14 protein-coding genes, 1 tRNA gene and 1 pseudogene are annotated in these 19,216 nt (G+C 53.6%); 8 read left to right on the top strand and 8 right to left on the bottom strand.

Annotated features, from left to right (window positions below):
- Window positions 1–604 precede the first annotated feature (604 nt).
- Window positions 605–841 (top strand): BcsR/BcsP family cellulose biosynthesis protein, encoded by a 237-nt coding sequence (gene bcsR, locus EAW52_RS21660; protein ID WP_122044019.1) that lies wholly within the window; start codon window positions 605–607, stop codon window positions 839–841.
- Between the two features lie 131 nt (window positions 842–972).
- Here bcsR and EAW52_RS21655 read toward each other — a convergent pair whose 3' ends face one another.
- Entirely contained in the window at window positions 973–1,755 is a 783-nt protein-coding gene (locus tag EAW52_RS21655) for a sulfite exporter TauE/SafE family protein (RefSeq protein ID WP_122044018.1), read from the bottom strand.
- Window positions 1,756–1,965: 210 nt separating this feature from the next.
- Between EAW52_RS21655 and EAW52_RS21650 the strand changes: the two genes are divergently transcribed.
- Window positions 1,966–2,232: a ParD-like family protein gene (locus EAW52_RS21650; RefSeq protein WP_122044017.1), complete on the top strand. Its 267-nt coding sequence runs from the start codon at window positions 1,966–1,968 to the stop codon at window positions 2,230–2,232.
- Window positions 2,229–3,020, top strand: a complete 792-nt coding sequence (gene map / locus EAW52_RS21645; RefSeq protein WP_122044016.1) for a type I methionyl aminopeptidase — start codon at window positions 2,229–2,231, stop codon at window positions 3,018–3,020. The genes EAW52_RS21650 and map overlap by 4 nt, the downstream gene beginning before the upstream one ends.
- A 50-nt stretch (window positions 3,021–3,070) precedes the next feature.
- Here the strand turns inward: map and EAW52_RS21640 are convergent, their stop codons facing one another.
- From EAW52_RS21640 to EAW52_RS21620, 6 genes and pseudogenes are all read right to left on the bottom strand, one after another.
- On the bottom strand, window positions 3,071–3,370 hold the full coding sequence (locus EAW52_RS21640; RefSeq protein WP_122044015.1) for a hypothetical protein: 300 nt from the start codon (window positions 3,368–3,370) through the stop codon (window positions 3,071–3,073).
- 104 nt (window positions 3,371–3,474) lie between these two features.
- Window positions 3,475–4,188, bottom strand: coding sequence for a methyl-accepting chemotaxis protein (locus tag EAW52_RS26955; protein ID WP_372238933.1), 714 nt, complete (start codon window positions 4,186–4,188; stop codon window positions 3,475–3,477).
- Between the two features lie 141 nt (window positions 4,189–4,329).
- Window positions 4,330–5,088: pseudogene (locus tag EAW52_RS26950) on the bottom strand (MCP four helix bundle domain-containing protein); the annotation flags it as partial.
- Window positions 5,089–5,344: 256 nt separating this feature from the next.
- Window positions 5,345–6,505 (bottom strand): hypothetical protein, encoded by a 1,161-nt coding sequence (locus EAW52_RS26485; protein WP_256680653.1) that lies wholly within the window; start codon window positions 6,503–6,505, stop codon window positions 5,345–5,347.
- Between the two features lie 1,004 nt (window positions 6,506–7,509).
- Window positions 7,510–7,586, bottom strand: a tRNA-Arg gene (locus EAW52_RS21625).
- A gap of 208 nt (window positions 7,587–7,794) precedes the next feature.
- Window positions 7,795–8,580 (bottom strand): IclR family transcriptional regulator, encoded by a 786-nt coding sequence (locus tag EAW52_RS21620; protein ID WP_122044013.1) that lies wholly within the window; start codon window positions 8,578–8,580, stop codon window positions 7,795–7,797.
- Window positions 8,581–8,809: 229 nt separating this feature from the next.
- Between EAW52_RS21620 and maiA the strand changes: the two genes are divergently transcribed.
- The 4 genes from maiA (at window position 8,810) to fahA (ending at window position 13,321) form a co-directional block, all read left to right on the top strand.
- Window positions 8,810–9,442: a maleylacetoacetate isomerase gene (maiA, locus tag EAW52_RS21615; protein WP_122044012.1), complete on the top strand. Its 633-nt coding sequence runs from the start codon at window positions 8,810–8,812 to the stop codon at window positions 9,440–9,442.
- Between the two features lie 129 nt (window positions 9,443–9,571).
- Complete coding sequence (gene hppD / locus EAW52_RS21610) at window positions 9,572–10,648, top strand: 4-hydroxyphenylpyruvate dioxygenase (protein WP_122044011.1); 1,077 nt, start codon at window positions 9,572–9,574, stop codon at window positions 10,646–10,648.
- A gap of 61 nt (window positions 10,649–10,709) precedes the next feature.
- A complete protein-coding gene (gene hmgA / locus EAW52_RS21605; protein WP_122044010.1) occupies window positions 10,710–12,020 on the top strand; it encodes a homogentisate 1,2-dioxygenase in 1,311 nt (436 codons plus the stop codon).
- A complete protein-coding gene (gene fahA, locus EAW52_RS21600; RefSeq protein WP_122044009.1) occupies window positions 12,017–13,321 on the top strand; it encodes a fumarylacetoacetase in 1,305 nt (434 codons plus the stop codon). The genes hmgA and fahA overlap by 4 nt, the downstream gene beginning before the upstream one ends.
- 33 nt (window positions 13,322–13,354) lie before the next feature.
- On the opposite strand, the gene EAW52_RS21595 is transcribed toward fahA, so the two are convergent.
- On the bottom strand, window positions 13,355–16,060 hold the full coding sequence (locus EAW52_RS21595; protein ID WP_122044008.1) for an EAL domain-containing protein: 2,706 nt from the start codon (window positions 16,058–16,060) through the stop codon (window positions 13,355–13,357).
- Between the two features lie 566 nt (window positions 16,061–16,626).
- Here EAW52_RS21595 and EAW52_RS21590 point away from each other — a divergent pair.
- Complete coding sequence (locus EAW52_RS21590) at window positions 16,627–19,194, top strand: HWE histidine kinase domain-containing protein (protein WP_122044007.1); 2,568 nt, start codon at window positions 16,627–16,629, stop codon at window positions 19,192–19,194.
- The last annotated feature ends 22 nt before the right edge of the window (window positions 19,195–19,216 follow it).

Here is a 19,216-nt window from a genome sequence, read left to right as displayed (position 1 = left end):
TTGCCCTAAAGTCCATGCGACTTTTGAGCCTTTGAGCTTTGCTGTCGCCATTGATATCATCACGACATCAATCACAGGGGAGTGAAGCGCGGTCGTTGCGCAGCATGAACCTACCCATAACCGATACGGAATGAGTCTGGTCACGCGTGAGGTTACTTTTACTCACCATGCCAGAATAGGAATGGCTTTCTCTTCGCCTTTCAGAAAGCAAAAAGCAGGATGCTGGATATGGACTTCTTTACTAACCTCACCACCCTTTGTACAACCCAGGTGTTAACACCGGGCCGCCCTATTGCCTGCCTGGCCATAATAGGCCTTGTGGCTACAGGGGTTGCGATTCACACCGAGCTTAGACGGCATAAGGATGAATAATCTGATCGCTTCCGTCCTGAACGCTTCATCCAGCTATCTACGTCCCAACGACGACCACTAGCATGAGTGAATGGGATCCTGTGGACCTGCTGCTGATGGCTATTAGCGGATTGTGCCTTCTGTCAGCGTTTGGCTTGATGGTGTTCTGGCACTGATGATCTGGCACGCCGGTTGCTGCAGGCAACAGTGTAATGACCGTTGCGTCAAATAATCTGTCAGCCTGGAAACCACGATGAATGCTCTTCAAGTACTCGACGCCTCCATCCATATATTGGATACCCGTGAGGACGTCACCAATCTGGCCAAATGCTTTGATTTGCAAGGGTTGCAGTATCTTGAAATCCAGGCTGTACAAAACTTCCAGTTAGCCATGGCACATTGGCCATTGTTGATGGAAACCCTTCAGCCGTCGCTAGTCGGTTACGAGACGATCATCAATCCGCTTCCAACCTATCTTTCACAAGGTTGAAGCGGATCCGCATGGTATAGAAAAGAGCAGTACGGTGGATACATCGGCAGGAATAGCCTCTTCTGGATATTTATTCAGAAGGCGTTAGCAAGTGAGTGGCCTGAAGCCTTCAGACCACTCACAAGGAGAGGTCAGAGCAGTTTGTACCCGATCACCATCAGCATAACGGCGAGGCACGGACGCAATATTCCATCGGGAATTCGACCGGAAAGGTGACTGCCCATAAAGATGCCTGGCAGTGAGCCCATCAGCAGATAGCCTAGAATAGGCCAATCCATGTTGCCCATGCTGGCATGGCCCAGTCCTGCAATCAGCGTCAAAGGTACGGCATGTGCGATTTCTGTTCCTACCAGGCGTCGGGTAGCCATGAAGGGATACAGCATGAACAGCGCCACGGTACCTAAAGCGCCTGCGCCAATGGACGTCAGCGTCACCATGGCGCCAAGCACAACACCAGTGATAAATGTCAGTGCATTGAGCTTTTTCGGGCTCAAGTGAAAGCTGTCATTGGCATGCCGGCCTACAAAGGCAAACAGCTGTTTCTTGAAAAGAATGGCAAAGGCTGTCATGAACAGAACAATACCCAAACCATGCTTGATGATCGCATTTAGCGCCTGCGGATCAGAGTGCAAACGACTCAACAACCACAGTGTTAATGCAGCGGCCGGCAGACTTCCCAGCGCCAGCCAGCCTGTCACAGACCAGTCGATATTTTTGTTGCGCTGATGCACCCAGACACCGCCCGCCTTTGTCACCGCGGCATACAGCAGATCGGTTCCTACGGCAGCGGCCGGATTGATGCCAAACCATAATAGGATAGGAGTCATCAGGGAACCACCGCCTACGCCTGTCATCCCAACAATAAAGCCGACCACCAAGCCTGCGACAACAAAACCTCCAGCGCCGAAATCCATCATCACTTCCTAAAGACACATGTTCTACAAAAACTGGCACGCAGCATAACGACTTATAAAGAGCTCGCTTATATAAATATGATCTTGCTTATAACCATTTAATTTAAAAAAAGTACAGCCATCCTCCATTAATTGCACGGAACGTCCATTTTCCTACGCAGTCATACACGTTAGTATATGGAACATATACATTTCATATAGGGTGAGTGGATGGGTATTGTCAAAGTCTCGGAAGGTATGCATGAGAACCTGCGTATCGCCAGTAATGCACTTTGCCGCTCCATCAATGCTCAGGCGGAGCACTGGCTACGAGTAGGCATGCTGGCGGAAGTCTATCCTGAGCTGAATCATCGGGATATCTGCAAGCTGCTGATCAGTCTGGAGCAACAAGGCGGTTTTGACCTGAACTGCCTGAGCGCGATGGAAGATGCCCCACACGTCCAAGCAACGATCAAACAGGCGGGAGCCGGACGATGAGAAAAGCGGTTTCGATAAAAACACCTGAAGAAATTGTCATGGCGCGCAAGGCAGGCAAGCTGGCAGCCGATGTGCTGGCGATGATTGCCGAGCACGTGAAACCTGGCGTAACGACCGAAGAACTAGACCGCTTGTGTCATGACTACATCGTCAATGTACAAAAAGCCGTTCCGGCCAATATTGGTTATCACGGATTTCCGAAAACGGTCTGCACCTCAGTCAATCATGTGATCTGCCACGGTATTCCTTCTTCTGAGACGCTGAAGGATGGCGATATCGTCAATATCGATGTAGCGGTCCTCAAGGATGGCTGGTACGGCGATACCAGTCGCATGTACTTTGTAGGGGAACCCTCTGCTCAGGCACGCCGCCTAGTGGAAACGACTTACGAAGCCATGTGTGCGGGCATTCAAGAGGTCAAGCCCGGCGCAACGTTAGGAGACATCGGTCATGCGATCCAGACCGTCGCGCACCGTGACGGCTTTAGTGTCGTTCGTGAATACTGCGGGCACGGGATCGGTAAGGTTTATCACGACGAGCCTCAGGTGCTGCACTTTGGCAACCGTGGCGAAGGGATGAAGCTGCGTACAGGAATGATGTTTACCATCGAGCCTATGCTCAATGCCGGCAAGCACCAGACCAAAACACTCGGTGATGGCTGGACGGTCATTACCAAGGATCGTTCGCTCTCGGCACAATGGGAGCATATGGTTGTCGTGACAGAGAGCGGGTTTGAAGTGCTAACGCCATGGCCAGATAGCCCCAGCGGTTATACCCCCATCGTCTAATCGGCGATGACACGGTCGGCAGGGCTGCGATGGGCGCCCTGCCAGGATGATTATTGTGCCTGGGTACGGGTTGCTTTGTCTGGATGTGTCGAGCCTACCGCTGACTCATTAGACAACGCCGCATCTGCCTTCTGCTGATCTTCAACCGCTTCTTGCTTCTGCTCCTGCGCAGCGTTGGTATGTGTCTGTCGCTCGGCAGGATTCGCAGCTGCTGCCGCTTTTTCCTGATGTTCCTGGGCATTCTGCGTATGCTGGGCAGCGCCCTGTGCCTTCTGCTCGGAAGGTTTGTCACAACCCGCCAAGGGAAGTAGAAGGGCAGTCATTACGGCAACGGATAGATACTTCAACATGGATAACTCAACTTATCAGCTAAAACGTCATCCGCTTGGAATACCGATCAATCGTTGAGTTTCTTCCTAACCGTAACAATTTATTGATTGGCTAACTAATTTCCTTACAGGCGAAACCGCTGGACCGTCCGGTTAAGCTCCGAGGCCAATGCAAGCAACTCTATACTGGAGTGACTGGTTTGCATTGCACCTGTCGCCGTCTGGGTAGACAACGTTCGAATACTGGCCAGGGCGCTATCGACAATATGCGCAATCTGAACCTGCTCATTAGCGCCTGCTGCAATGGTTCTATTCTGCTCACGAATAGCCTCGCTGGCAGTCGTAATCTCAAGCAGTGCCCGGTCAGTCGCTTCCGCCTGCTGCAAGGTATGACAGGCGTGCTCTGCAGAGGATTGAAGACTGGCAACGTTCTGTTGAGTACCTTGATTCACGTCATGGACCAACGCTTCGATTTCGTTGGTGGAGGCTCGCGTACGTAGTGCCAGGGCACGCACTTCATCGGCTACCACAGCAAAGCCTCTGCCCTGCTCACCGGCGCGTGCAGCCTCAATGGCCGCGTTCAATGCAAGCAGGTTGGTCTGTTCCGAAACAGATCGAATGACATCCAGTATTCGGGTAACGCTCTGCGTCTTTTCAGCCAGCCCGGCCGCCTGCTCGGAAGCCCCTAATACACTGCCTGCCAATTGCTTGATGGAGGCAATGGTGTCGGTAAGCTCGCGTTTGCCCAATATGGCGGCCTCGCTGGAGGCAAGCGAATTCTGTGAGGTATTGGCAGCGCTAAGCGCAACCTCTTCTACAGCTTGGCTCATTTGCGCCATAGCCTCAACGGCCTGGCTTACCTCATAGTTTTGCTGTTGCAGATGGGAAGCGCTGCTTTCCATGACAGCGCTCATCTCATGCGCGGCAGTAGTAAGCTGTGAAGACGCCGACTCGATATGTGACAACGTTTCGTGTAGGTTACTCTGCATGCGCGCCAGTGCCTGCAACAGCCGAGCCGCTTCGTCTTTACCTTGCGACTGAATAGACTGACTCAGATCTCCCTCAGCGATGACTTCGGTGATCGCCACAGCCTGTCGCAAGGGCACCAGTATGCTGACACTCAGCCGCCAGGCCAAGATCATCATGAGTGCCAGCACTGTCCCAATGGTGACAAGGGCAATCAAGCGCGTCTGTTGATAATGCGCCTGTGCCGAGGTGATGGATTGGGCAGCACTCTGCTTATTCAGCTCTCTCAACAACTGCACCTGCATATCCATCAGATCGCCCTGCATGCTCAAGGTCGTATCAGAAAGCATATGCGCATCCTGGGCCCTGCCCTGTTCAATCAGTCCCATCTCATCTCGCAGACCCGAAAGAAAAACCTGGTAGCCGTCCTGAAGCACCCTGATCGAGTCGTGCTGGGTAGCATCCGAAGCCTGCTGCGAATAGAGTTGGAAGTTCTGCTCAAGTTGTCCCGTTAGCTGCTCGACAGCAATTTTCCCATTGATTAATACCGATGGATCTTCCGTACTGGTCAGAAATCGCTGGGACTCTGTGCGTAGTTTGCCCAGATCAATTGCAATGGCATCCGCCAGTGCAATGTTGGCAAGCGCTCCGCTTTCGATCATCTCGCCCTGCTGGCGAATCTCATGCATCTGTATAAGACAGAAGCTGCCCAACCCTACGAACAACGCGGCCGTAACCCCAAAGCAGACAATCAGGCGATTCCTAATGCCCATACGGCGCAGAAGTGGAAGGGATGCAGAAAACTTGAAAAAGCGCAGGACACTTAATGGCATGTTCACGGAACGACGACAACCATGGCAATAAAGACTGTCCCGCTTATATCAGCCGATCATGATAGCTTAATGACAGCCCATCCCCCTGCCTGACTGTCGTCGGCCTGCCTATAATAAAGAAAGCCTACAGACCAGTACTGCCAGGCCTTTCAACCCAGCAATGCTGGCAGAGAGCAAATGCTTGAACCCTTCCTGATCAGTGTTGGGTCAACGTAGCTGTATTGCTCAGCCCGGTCTGCATCAAGGTTGCCTGATTACCCTGCCCGGTGCGCTCTAACGTAACAGACAGGCCTGACCCTTGCTGGGTTAGCTGGAAGTTGTCATTGATGGTCTGGCGTTGTGTGAGGCTCATGTAGTTGTCATCGCCTATCTGCGATACATCCAGGGAGCTATTCTCAACGCCGGCCTGCACCAGATCCATGGTGTTTCCATTGCCATCTTGTGTAGCAATGATGCTGTTTGAACCGCTGGTGGCAGATTGGCTGACCGTCATGATGTTGTCATCACCCAACTGATTGGTAGTCAGGCTTGCACCGGCGGAACCAAAGTAAATACTAGCACGCCCTCCCTGATCAACCGTGACGCTATTATTATTACCGTTCTGGGTAAGCCGTGCTGTAGCGTTCAGAGACTGCTCGACTGTCGCCGTGTTGCCGTCGCCATACTGAGTTATCCGCGCAAAAACACTGCCCACATCAACATCTTTGGGACTGACGCCATACTGCTGGAGCTGGGCACTGTTTGCGTTGCCTTGCTGTTCGACAGCACTGGATACATTCATATCTCGCTGTATAGCGGTGATCTGGTTAGTATCACCCGTCTGGGTAGCAGTAAATCCACTCAGGAAGCCATCCGTCCCCTGCTCTAGGTTAATGATATTGTTGTTACCAATGGACGTTGTGTTAATTGTTGCAGCACCAGAGGTGGTACGTGTCAAGGTATGAATGTTCCCTGTACCATTTTGCTCTCCTGTCACAGAGCCGCTGCCATAATACGTTGTATCATTTAACGTGTACTGGTTAGCACTGCCCGCTTGCGTCAGGGTTACTTCGTTCTCACCGCTTTGGTAGATGTTGGCAACCTGGTTATCTCCTCCTTGCGTTACTGTTACTCTAGCATCCTCAGTCGCTTCGTCCTGATAGACCGTGGCGGAATGGCCGGTCCCATCCTGTTCGATACGCTGATAGCTGTTGTTACCCAACTGAGTTTGCTGCGCCTGATGGGACGTACCGGTTTGAACCAGCTCTGCCGTATTGCCATCACCAGCCTGGTTAATTTCCGATACATGCATTTGAGCAACAGCAGAGGCAGAGATAAAGGCCATGGAAATGGCCGCAAGCATGTTGAAACGACGCATATCGAATTCCTTATAAGCATGCCCAGTTAGATCGACCCCTCTTTATAGAAAGGTCGGCGACCAAACGAAACAACAAGCTTTCCGTTTGCTCTTTAGCTTTCCAGTGAATACTGGTAGTACAAGCGTAGCTGTCGGTAAGTCTATTACCATACAGCCCGACGAAAGGATTTACTTAGCACTTTAGCAATCTTTTTTATTTACCTTACTGTTGCACAAAGGCGGCTTGAATATAGCCAGTTGCCATAATATTAATTCTTTATCTATATTCCTTCAAAAAGGAATTAATACCGTCTTCATATTTTATCCAGACGTACACTATTCAACTCATCACCAGCTGTTGGAATAATGAACTCAGGCCTGCCCGCTGGCGGGCGGGCTCCTTGCTGCAGCGCAGAAACCTGATTAAACCTGGCTTTAAGCATAGAAGTTGGACATATGGCTCCTGCTGCACCAAGGGATGCAAGAGCATCACTCAAATGAACCCATATTATCCAACATACTTATTTCTAATGTCAGCGCTAAACTGGCCAATCGGCTAAAAATAACAATAATCCAGAGCAGCAGTGGCGTTAACTTTATTAACTAACAACAACAGCTATCAGTTATGCTTAGGCATTAACATGTCATTTCATCAATAGACTGAAACAATCAAAACCGGTCATCCCGGGTGATAACCCAGTCATCTTTAGCCGCTCTGAACCTAGTATTTAACAGGTACTTAATACCCGTCAATTAACAATTGACTTATAAGTAATAACGAGTTCAATGCACAAGGCATGTATAAATCGCATTGCCCTTTATTAAATGAGCGGACGTTTTCATTAAGCCAGGCTTTTCCAAGATTGATGAAGTAGAGAACTGTAATTATATGAGCAGCCCATGAATTTTACCTTGAGCGCAAGCCGATTCACGAGCAAGCAGGCAGGAGGGAATTCAACTCAAGCGAAAGCCTTTCTTGCAGGCATGAAAAAAGGGCTTGTATTTCTACAAGCCCTTTTAGGAGATGGCGCGCTCGAGAGGATTCGAACCTCTGACCGCTCGGTTCGTAGCCGAGTACTCTATCCAGCTGAGCTACGAGCGCGCTGTGGGTGCCAGTATAGGGATATTTCTGAAGTTGTAAAGCTATTTTTTCAATAAAATCAGCTAGATAGAAAATAGCACCTCCAAAAGAGGCATATGCATAAGCCCATTGCCCCTTTCCTCTCCAGCAAACCAAACCTGATAAGCGGCTGTGACGCGCCTAGCCCCACGCTGCTGGCCAGCGTTCTTCTAACGCTTATCTGGTGTATTTAGGCGAAGGATCCGCCCATTCGTTGGCTGATCGCCTCGGCGGTTTCAAGCAACCGTTGTGCAGCCAAACTACCGGGCTCGGCAGAAAAGCTTTGTGCCGCCCCTACGATGGTCAATACACCTACAAGCCGATTCCCCGCGGCAAACACCGGTGCCGAAAGCGCATTGACTCCCTCCATGAGCAGGCCATGAATCGAGTGCAGTTGATGAGCACGGATAGACGCCATAGTGTCAGCCAGCACTTTTTGGGTGGGTGCGCCCGCCTGACGTAGCGCCTGCTTTCTTAACGGAGCCGTTTCGCTATCCGGCAGGAACGCATTAAAGACCAGCCCCGTAGAAGAACTCAGCAATGGAAGTACGGAGCCCACCTGCGTTACCAACGTTACTGCACGGACGGCCTGCTCCACATGCACCACTGCCGGACCGTGGTTGCCCCACACCGCTAGAAAGCATGTTTCGTTGACAGCATCACGCAGTGTGGCCAGCCTTGGAACACTTACTTTCACGACATCCAGACGCCCCAGGGCTGCCATGCCAACGTACAACGCCGCCGGGCCGAGACCATAATGATTGGTAGCTTCGTCCTGCTCGGCAAACCCACTGGCAATCAGTGCCTGCAAGTAGCGGTGCACCTTGCTGGCGGGCATCTCAAGATGCTCTGCGAGTTTGGATAACGATGTCGCTGGCGCCAGATCAGCCAGACCCTTGAGAATATCGGTGCCGACTTCAGCCGACTGAACCTTTTGGCGTCGGGACGACTCAGGAGCCTTCGATTCGCTTGCCATGTCTACAACCGCTACTGTGGGGAGGCGGTGTTATAGCGTGACCGCCTTCAGGATTCAATTTACAAGCAAGCAACGCTTACAGAATCCTTGATGTACAAGGCAACCCTTTAATCATGAATGTCTGCCTGGCTTGACAAGCCACAAGGTCTTAGCGCACATTCCACTAAACGTAACTGATTTACGCATTATAAAAGACTCATAGGAGTCGCTAATAAAAGCGGTGTAAGTCATGGATCTCTTTACCTATTACCGTTCCACTTCGTCCTATCGCGTGCGCATTGCCCTGGCGCTCAAGGGGCTGCCTTACGAGGCGATACCGGTAAACCTCATCAAGGATGGCGGTGAACATCGGCGTTCGGACTACCTTGCACTCAATCCACAAGGTCGTGTCCCGCTGCTGCGCACGGATGAAGACATACTGATTCCTCAATCGCCCGCTATCCTGGAATACCTGGAAGAGCGCTACCCCGAAACGCCTCTGCTGCCAGAAGACATACTCGCACGCGCCCGACATCGGAGCGTAGCGGCCATTATTGGCTGCGATATCCATCCCCTGCATAACGTGTCGGTACTGAACCGCCTGCGCCAGTTGAACATTGCCGAGGCAGACGTATCCGCCTGGATTGCGCATTGGATCAGTGAGGGACTTAGCGCTGTAGAGGCGTTGATAGGCGATGAAGGCTTCTGCTTTGGTGAAGTAGGCCTTGCCGATGTATATCTGCTGCCACAGCTTTATGCTGCGCACCGTTTCAACGTGTCGCTGGAATCGTTGCCTCGAATTGCCCGGATTGAACGCCTGGCGTTAGAACATCCGGCGTTCCAGCAGGCTCACCCCGACGCTCAGGCGGATCGACCGCTATGAAATCCTTTGGCTTCAAGCTTCTAATGGGCGACCACCTGGCTCGCAGCACCCGTGGCCTCTCCTGCGCGCCGCCATGGTCTGGGTACTGACTTTCCTTACCTAATCCATTTGTTTATGCAGGAGCCTGTCATGGCCGATCTATTTGAAAACCCCATGGGCCTCATGGGTTTCGAGTTCATTGAGTTCGCCTCCCCGACCCCTAACGTCATCGAGCCTGTACTGGAAAGTATTGGTTTTACCCACGTAGCCAATCACCGTTCCAAGGACGTTTCGCTGTATCGTCAGGGTGATATCAATGCCATTGTCAACCGTGAACCCAAGAGCCATGCGGCCTATTTTGCTGCTGAACATGGCCCTTCCGTGTGCGGTATGGCCTTTCGTGTGCGTGATGCTCACCAGGCTTACTACAAGGCACTGGAAATCGGCGCTCAAGCCGTAGACATTCCTACCGGTCCGATGGAGCTTCGCTTGCCAGCCATCAAGGGCATCGGTGGCGCACCGCTGTACCTGATCGATCGTTTCGAGGAAGGCAGTTCAATCTATGACATCGACTTCGTTTTCCTCGACGGTGTTGATCGCAAGCCGGTCGGGGCTGGTTTAAAGATCATCGACCACCTGACCCATAACGTGTATCGGGGCCGTATGGCCTATTGGGCAGACTTCTACGAGAAGCTGTTCAACTTCCGCGAGATTCGTTACTTCGACATCAAGGGTGAATACACCGGTCTGACCTCCAAAGCCATGACTGCGCCAGACGGCATGGTACGGATTCCGCTGAACGAAGAGTCTTCCAAGGGGGCGGGCCAGATCGAGGAGTTTCTCATGCAGTTCAACGGCGAAGGTATCCAGCATGTTGCCTTTCTGACCGATGATCTCATCAAGACCTGGGATGCGCTCAAGGCCTGCGGCACCCGCTTCATGACAGCACCACCAGAGACCTACTACGAGATGCTTGAAGGCCGCGTGCCCAACCATGGCGAACCAACTGGAGAGCTTCGCTCGCGGGGCATCCTACTGGATGGTACCTCCGAAGGGGGTGAGCGTCGCCTGCTGCTGCAGATCTTCTCCGAAACGCTGTTGGGCCCGGTGTTCTTCGAATTTATCCAGCGCAAGGGTGATAGCGGCTTTGGCGAAGGCAATTTCAAGGCATTGTTCGAGTCGATCGAGCGCGACCAGATACGCCGTGGCGTGCTAACTACCGAGTAAGGTCATGGGCGGCCGGTACGCCGGCTGCCCTGTCGGACATGCCCAGAATGAGAATCAAGCCATGAACGTACATGCACAGGGCCTGGATACCCTTCCCTATCAGTCCGGCTTTGGAAACGAATCTGCCAGCGAAGCGCTTCCAGGAGCACTGCCGGTTGGGCAGAACTCACCTCAAAAGGTCCCATACGGTCTTTATACCGAACTGTTATCAGGAACTGCCTTCACCGTTCCGCGCACGGAAGCCCGGCGTACCTGGCTCTACCGGATTCGCCCGTCGGCTAACCATTCAAAATATAAGCGCCTTGACCGGCAGCTGGCACATGGCGGCCTCGGTGAAGTAACACCCAATCGCCTACGCTGGAATCCAATCGCCCAGCCGCAGATCCAGACCGATTTCATCGACGGGCTGGAATGCCTGACGGCTACTCACGATGCGGCGCAGACTACGGGCGTAAGCGTCTACCGCTATGCAGCCAACAGCTCAATGTCTCGAGTCTTCTTCAATGCCGATGGCGAGTGGTTGGTGGTTCCCCAGGCCGGACGACTGCGCCTGGCAACTGAGCTAGGCATTCTACAGATCGGACCACTGGAGATTGCGGTTATACCCCGAGGCATGCGCTTTCGCGTCGAACTGCTCGATGGCGCGGCCAGCGGGTATGTCTGTGAAAACCACGGACAGGCGCTTCGTCTGCCGGACCTGGGACCCATTGGCAGTAATGGTCTGGCCAATCCACGCGATTTTATGGCTCCAGTGGCCTCTTACGAAGAGCGTGATGAGGCAACCGAACTGGTACAGAAATACCTGGGCGAACTATGGTCGACCACGCTGGATCACTCACCTCTGGACGTTGTGGCCTGGCACGGCAACAACGTACCCTACAAGTATGATCTACGCCGCTTCAATACCATCGGTACCGTCAGTTTCGATCACCCCGATCCGTCCATTTTTACAGTCCTGACCTCACCGAGCAGCACTCACGGAATGGCAAATATCGATTTCGTGATTTTCCCGCCACGCTGGATGGTGGCCGAAAATACCTTCCGGCCGCCCTGGTTCCATCGCAACCTGATGAATGAATTCATGGGACTTATCCAGGGTGCCTATGATGCAAAGGCCGATGGTTTCTCACCGGGCGGAGCCTCCTTGCACAGCTGCATGAGTGCTCATGGGCCGGATCATGTATCGACGACCCAGGCGATCAATGCCGAGCTGAAGCCACACAAAATCGATAATACCATGGCCTTCATGTTTGAGACCGGGCCGGTATTAAGACCCACCCGTCATGCTCTGGAAACCGCAACCTTACAGGCTGACTATGACGCGTGCTGGTCAGGGTTGGGCAAGACGTTTCACCGGGAGGACCCTCTATGAGAACCGAGAATCCACGTCTGAGTTGGGTAGCCTCTGCCAACAGCCATAGCGATTTTCCCTTACAGAATCTGCCCCACGGCGTGTTCAGCCCTCCTGACGAGACGCCCAGGGGCGGTGTCGCGATTGGGGACTATATTCTGGACATGCGTGTTGCCTGCGAGGCGGGTCTGTTCAGCAGCGCGGCACAGTGTGCCGCCGAACACGCAGCAGGTACCACGCTAAACGCCTTTTTTGCGTTGGATGCAACCGAGCGCCGAGCTCTACGGGAAGAGCTGCTGGCATTACTGGACGAATCGAGCCTGCACCGCACGCGCATGCACGCGCTGGGCGATACGTTATTGCGCCCGATGAAGAGCTGCCAGTTGCATATGCCAGCCAAGGTCGGTGACTACACTGATTTTTATGTAGGAATCCATCACGCCACGAACGTGGGCAAACTGTTTCGCCCGGATAATCCACTGCTCCCCAATTACAAATATGTTCCCATCGGCTATCACGGGCGGGCATCCACCATTGACGTATCCGGAGCGCCTATCATAAGGCCGAAAGGACAAACACTTCCACCAGGGCAGAGCGAGCCGGTGTTTGGTCCCTGCAAGCGCCTGGACTACGAGTTGGAACTCGGAGTCTGGATAGGCCGAGGCAATGCTCGGGGCGAGGCCATCTCAATTGGCGATGCCAAGGACCATATTGCCGGGCTATGCCTGCTCAATGACTGGTCGGCTCGTGATATCCAAGCGTGGGAATACCAACCGCTGGGCCCGTTCCTGTCCAAAAGTTTTGCTACGACGGTTTCCCCTTGGGTGGTTACCGCCGAAGCCCTGGATCCGTTCCGCTGCGCGCAACCGTCCCGGCCGGCTGGTGATCCTCAGCCGCTCTCCTATCTGCTTGATCCAACCGACCAGGAAACGGGCGCGCTGAACATTGAGCTGGAAGTATTACTGCGTACAGCAGCCATGCGTGAGCAGAATCTGCCAGCTCAACGCGTGGCCTTGAGCAATAGCCTGAACATGTACTGGACCCTGTCGCAGCTTGTTACTCACCATACCGTGAATGGATGTAGCTTGCAGCCGGGGGATCTTTTCGGTTCCGGTACGCTTTCAGGGGAACAACCGGACAGCTATGGAAGCCTGCTGGAAACAACCGTAGGAGGCAAGCAGCCGCTAACGCTACCCAACGGTGAAATCCGCACGTTCTTGGAGGATGGTGACGAGGTTATCCTGCGGGCCCGTTGCCACCGTGAAGGTTATGCCTCGATCGGATTTGGCGAGTGCTCCGGTATCATTCAACCGGCATGCTGAGACCAAAGGGCACTATACGGTGCCCTTCTTTTCCTAAAGCAGAGAATCCATCAGGGCCTTCAGCGCCTCGATTCGCATCGGACGAGCAAGGTAGTAACCCTGCGCCTGGTTACACTTCAACCGGGCCAATACGTCCATCTGCCGTTGGGTTTCAACCCCTTCCGCCGTGACGGTCAATGACAGTGCACGACCCAATCCGATAATGGCCTCGATAACCGCTTCCCCATTTGACGAGGTATCCAACCCGGCGATAAAGCTGCGGTCGATCTTGATTCCATCGAAAGGATAGGTATGAAGATAGCTCAGGGATGAATAGCCGGTTCCAAAGTCATCCATGGCCAGGCGAACACCCAGGGCCTTGAGTCGATGCATGACTTCGCGCGCCGAATTGGCATTATCCAAGACGACGCCTTCGGTGATTTCCAGCTCAAGCTGATGAGGCGGCAGCCCCGTTTCCTTCAGAACGGCCATAACCCGGGCGACTACATCGCTGCGCTTGAACTCAAGGGGAGAAAGATTCACCGAGACAAATGTATCCGGCGCCCACTCCAATGCCTCAAGGCAGGCTTTGCGCATCACCCAGTCACTCAAGAAGACAATCAGGCCGGTCTCCTCCGCAACAGTAATGAAATGGTAAGGCCCCAGGTAGCCCCGAATGGGATGTTCCCAACGCACCAGAGCCTCAGCTCCAACCATGCGCTTTTGCGCCGTGTCGAAGCGGGGCTGAAACTCCAGGCGTAGCTCATCCCGTTGCAAGGCCAGCTTCAGATCACTTTCTATTCGGCGGCGGGCCAGAATACGGGTATTCATCTCCTCGGAATAGAATTGCCAGGTGTTCCGGCCGGCAGCCTTGGCTTCATACAAGGCGATATCGCCAAGCCTGAGCAGTTCATCGGTCCGTTGACCATCCTGTGGCGCGCACACGATACCGATACTGCTGCCGATGATGACCTCCTGATCGCCAATCTGCACAGGCTCGATAATAGCGGCCAGAATTCTTTCACAGAGCTGCTCGATAGCGGAGCGTCCGGTCACTCCTCGCAGGAGGATAACGAACTCGTCTCCTCCCATGCGCGCAACGAATGTCTCACGTCCCAGACTGCTCTTTAATCGATGCGCGATTTCCATAAGGACCCGATCACCGGCCGCATGACCCAGCGTGTCATTTACCGGCTTGAAATTATCAAGGTCCATGCAGAGCAGCAAGAGGGGATTGGCCAGCGTAGGCTTAGCGCCAAGCTGACTTTTCAATCGTTTGTACAAGGCACGCCGGTTTGGTAGCCCCGTCAGGCTGTCCTCCAGCGCTTCGCGTTCCCGGCGCTCCTGCTCGGCTCGGCGTTCAGAGATGTCATGCAGAAAAGCGCTGTAAAGCTTATGGTCTAGAGCATCAACAGCTGTCACCTTGAGCTCTACAGGGATACGTGCGCCGTTACGGTGGTGCACCATAATTTCAAGTGCAGCCCCCTCGCCCAGGTCCATTTCCCCAGAAAGATAACGGCTAAGACCGGCCTGGTAGTGATCACCGATGGATGAGGTCATAATGAGCCGATCTACTGGCTGCCCGACGGCATCCTCACGGCTCCAGCCGAACAGTGCCTCCGCCTTGCGGTTCCAGTCTACGATACGGCCGGCTTCGTTCATGCTGACATAGGCATCACTGCTATTCTCAAGCACCGCACTCAGCTCGGCTTCACGCTTGCGAAGAGCCTGCTCGGACTGCTCCTTCTGTTCGAGTGTTTCGGTCAGTCGCTCATTGGCCTGCTGCAGATCCTGGGTTCGGACATTGATACGCTGCTCCAGATCATGGTGCAGTGCCGCCAGTGACAACTCGGCCTCCTTGCGGGCTTGAATATCCTGTCCAACACGGACGTAATAATCCAGCTCACCCTGATCATTGACATGCCGGGTACACGTCAACCGTACCCAACGGTGCTCTCCGTTCTTGTGCCGGTAACGCTTCTCGATTTCGTACCGGTCGATCTCTCCCTTACGCAACTGATTCAGCAGCTCAAGGTCTTGAGCCATGTCATCAGCATGGCTGAGCTCGGCAAAATTCATGCTCAGCACTTCATCACGCTGGAATCCCAGCATGGCGCAAAACGTCTCGTTGATATCAAGCCACTGCCCTGTCGGCGTCAATAGTGAGATCCCCACGCCTGCCCGCTCGAAGATCGTGCGAAACCTGGCCTCGCTAGCCTTGAGCTGGGCAGTGGACTGCTGTAGTTGCTGCCAGGTCTGAACAGCCGATTCACGCCGCTGAATTTCTCGACTGATGACTCCGGCCAGGGCCTCAAGGGTCTCCAGCTGCTGGTCCGTCAAGACTCGCGGATAGGTATCAATCGCGCAGAGCGTACCCAGTGGATGACCGTCGATACTGTTGACCGGAACGCCTGCATAGAACCGAATATAAGGCTCTCCGATGACCAGGGGATTGTGGGAAAAGCGAGGATCTTCCAGCGCATTGTTTACAACAAGCGGGCCGCGCCGCTGGATGGCATAAGAGCAAAAGGCCCTCTCGCGAGGCATTTCGTTAATGGAAACGCCTAGTTTGGATTTGAACCATAGCCGCTCCGCATCTACCAGCGAAACAAGCGTAATGGGCAGATCAAGCGCATCAGAGAGCAGCTGCGTTACCTGATCGAATACAGCTTCGGCCTCGGTATCGAGTATTCCAAGCGCTTTGAGAACGGCGATTCGCTCAGCCTCGGCCATCAAGTCGCTGGTGTATAAATCACTCATGAGCCAATTACTCTCATCAGACGGCAAGCTCGTAGTCAGCAGCAACAGCGGCGCATTGAGCCGGAGGTATTGCTAGCGAAGTCACCACTTGGCGGTACAAATAGAAGATAGGATTGCGTCAGGTTATCGACCGCCACCGTGATAGCTTTATGCCATTCGTCCACAAACGTCCGGCTTCTATCCATACAGGGGGTTATGACCGTGAACTTATGCCTTAAGTCCAACACAGGCGACAGATTGCAGCCACTCTAATTTAATTATCGCGATAATAGTAAATTGAGATAAGGTTCACGTATTAGTAGGTGCAATAAGTACTGGGACAATCATAGGCTATAGCAAAGCGCATCCTAAAGCTCTTCTATAGGGGCTTTGCATGGTATGGCTTGACCAGCAGTCTGATCGCACTGAGATCAGATCAGCTCACTGTTATGCTCATGAAAGCGGCTCTAAGGATAGGGCTCGCTCACGTAGCGCTTTATCCCGCTCTCCTTACCACCGATCTTTCTTTGCGTGTTTTTCACATACAACGTGTCAAATTAAACGTTTGTTTTAGGAGGCTCTCGTCTGTGAGTGAGTCGTACCAGTCCGTATCCGAGGGTATGGATCTAAGCGTCTGTGAACGTGAACCTATCCATATCCCTGGCTCTATTCAGCCACATGGATTTCTTTTGGGATGCAGCCTGCCGGATTGGAAAATCATTCAGGCCTCAGCCAACACGGCTGACTACCTCAAAGGATACTCACCCGACTATCTGCTCGGGCTTGATCTTGAGCAGGTACTGCCCCTGGAAGCCGTTCACTCGCTACGTAATCTTCTGCAGACGACGATGCTGTCTGGCACGGCAGAGCGCCTTAACCGCATGGCGCTGGATAACAGCGACGTACCTTACGACATGGCCGTTCATGTCTCGGGCGGGATAGCCATCATCGAGGGCACGCCAAGCTTGGATAACACCGCGACGGCCGACCCTGTCACGCTCGTCAAAGGCCTGATCGGGCGGCTCAAGCGCGCTCCGACCCTTGACCGCTTCCTGAAACAGGCGGCCCAGCAGATCAAGGCATTCACCAGCTACGACCGGGTCATGATCTACAAGTTTTTACACGATAACTCCGGCCAGGTCATTGCTGAGGCGGTAAGGCCCGGCATGGATGCTTTTCTCGGGCTGCATTATCCCGCCTCGGATATTCCGGCTCAGGCCCGAGCGCTCTACAAGCGTCAATGGCTACGTGTAATTACCGATACAGCTTATATGCCCGTTCCATTGGTACCAGGCTTCGGTCCGGATGGCCTACCCCTGGACCTCAGCCTTGCTACCTTGCGCAGCGTCTCGCCCGTACACATCGAGTATCTGCACAACATGAACGTGCGAGCCACGATGACCGTTTCCATTATGCGGGGGGAAGAACTATGGGGCCTGATTGCCTGCCACCATAGTGAGCCTTATCGCTTGAGCGGTCCCATGAGTGCTGCCGCGGAACTGTTTGGGCAGGTGCTGTCGCTTCAGCTGGAAGCGAGGGAGCATCAGGATGAGCTGCGCTTGGTCAGCAGCGCGCATGAGGCGCATGACCGGCTGATCGCCAGCATGTCACCGCGTGAGACGTTATTCGATAATCTGGCCGCCTATGCCGGAAATTTGAATGACATCATTCCTTGTGACGGCATCGGGGTATGGTCGGACAGCCGTTTCACCGGCTTTGGCATTACGCCGCCACCTGAAATGGTAGAGTCGCTGATCCAGTTTCTGAGTATGGGCAGTTCCAATGCGGTACTCGCCACCCATGAACTGAGCAAACTCTTTTCTCCCGCCCGGGCTTATGCGCAGGCCGTCAGCGGGGTACTGGCGATACCCTTCTCTCGATCCCCCCGAGACTATTTGCTATTTTTCCGTCGTGAATTCGTGCAGACCATCACCTGGGGAGGCAATCCAGACAAACCGGTTACGCCGGGCGAGCGCATCAGCCCACGTAAAAGCTTTGAGGCCTGGAAACAAACAGTTGGAGGGCAGTCGCTACCCTGGCGCTCCGATGAAAAACAGATTGCCGAGACCTTGCGCATCTCGCTTCTGGAAGTAATCCTTCGGCGTGCCGAGTTGATTGCGCAGGAGCGGCAGGTCGCCCAGGAAAGCCAATCGCTGCTCATTGCCGAGCTCAACCATCGGGTCAAGAATATTCTTAGTCTGATTCGGGCAGTGGTCCGTCAGAGTGGTCAGCAGACCACATCCATCAAAGACTTTACAGTAGATCTCGAGCATCGCATCAATGCCCTTGCTCAGGCGCATGATCAGATGAATCAGGTTGGCTGGGCCTCGGCGCCATTGCTCCACTTGGTGGAAGCCGAAGCACAGGCTTGGGCTTACGGTGCGCAGGATCGTGTGATGTTTTCCGGTCCCTCGGTCATCCTGGATGCACGGGCCTATCAGACGCTGGCACTGGTTTTCCATGAAATGATGACCAATGCGGTCAAGTATGGCGCCTTGAGCCGCCCGACCGGGCATTTGCTGGTGTCCTGGTTCCTGGTAAGTGATCAGGATCTTCGGATCGAGTGGTGTGAAAGCGGAGGGCCGATAGTAAGCGCGCCTTCCCGCCGAGGATTTGGATCGGTCGTTATCGAGCGGACTATTCCCTTCGAGCTGCAAGGTGAGGCCCGGATCGAATACCGAATCGAAGGTGTCCAGGGCAGTTTTTTGATCCCGGCACGCCATGTGAGTGTGGGGAATGTTACTGAGCTGAAAACGGCGCCTACGCTAGTCACGGCGCAATCGTTGGCAGAGAAAAAATTGTTGCTTGTAGAAGACAGTATGATGATCGCGCTGGATGCACAGGCAATGCTCCAGGAAGCTGGCGCTGATGTGGAGATTGCCGGAACGGTCAACGAAGCACGCCGCGCCTTGGGCTTTACTCAGTTCGACGTAGTCGTACTGGATGTGAATCTATCGGGGGAGACCAGTCTGGCCATTGCAGACGAGTTGGCTGATGCCAAACATCCCTTCATTTTCGCGACAGGCTATGGCGAAAACACGGTAATTCCTGATCGCTTCAAGGATATTCCCCTCATTTCCAAGCCTTACAGCGCCGGGTCGCTTACCCATGCGATCAACCGATTTGATATTGATCAGGAGCTTGATCGCTTGTAATGACCAGCGCCGCGTAAGCAGG

It is taken from the genome of Pseudomonas sp. LTJR-52 (genome assembly GCF_003691465.1).
In the GTDB taxonomy this organism is placed as follows: Bacteria; Pseudomonadota; Gammaproteobacteria; order Pseudomonadales; family Pseudomonadaceae; genus Chryseomonas; species Chryseomonas luteola.
The sequence above is the reverse complement of the archived record's forward strand: the minus strand, read 5'-3'. Positions and strand labels throughout refer to the sequence as shown.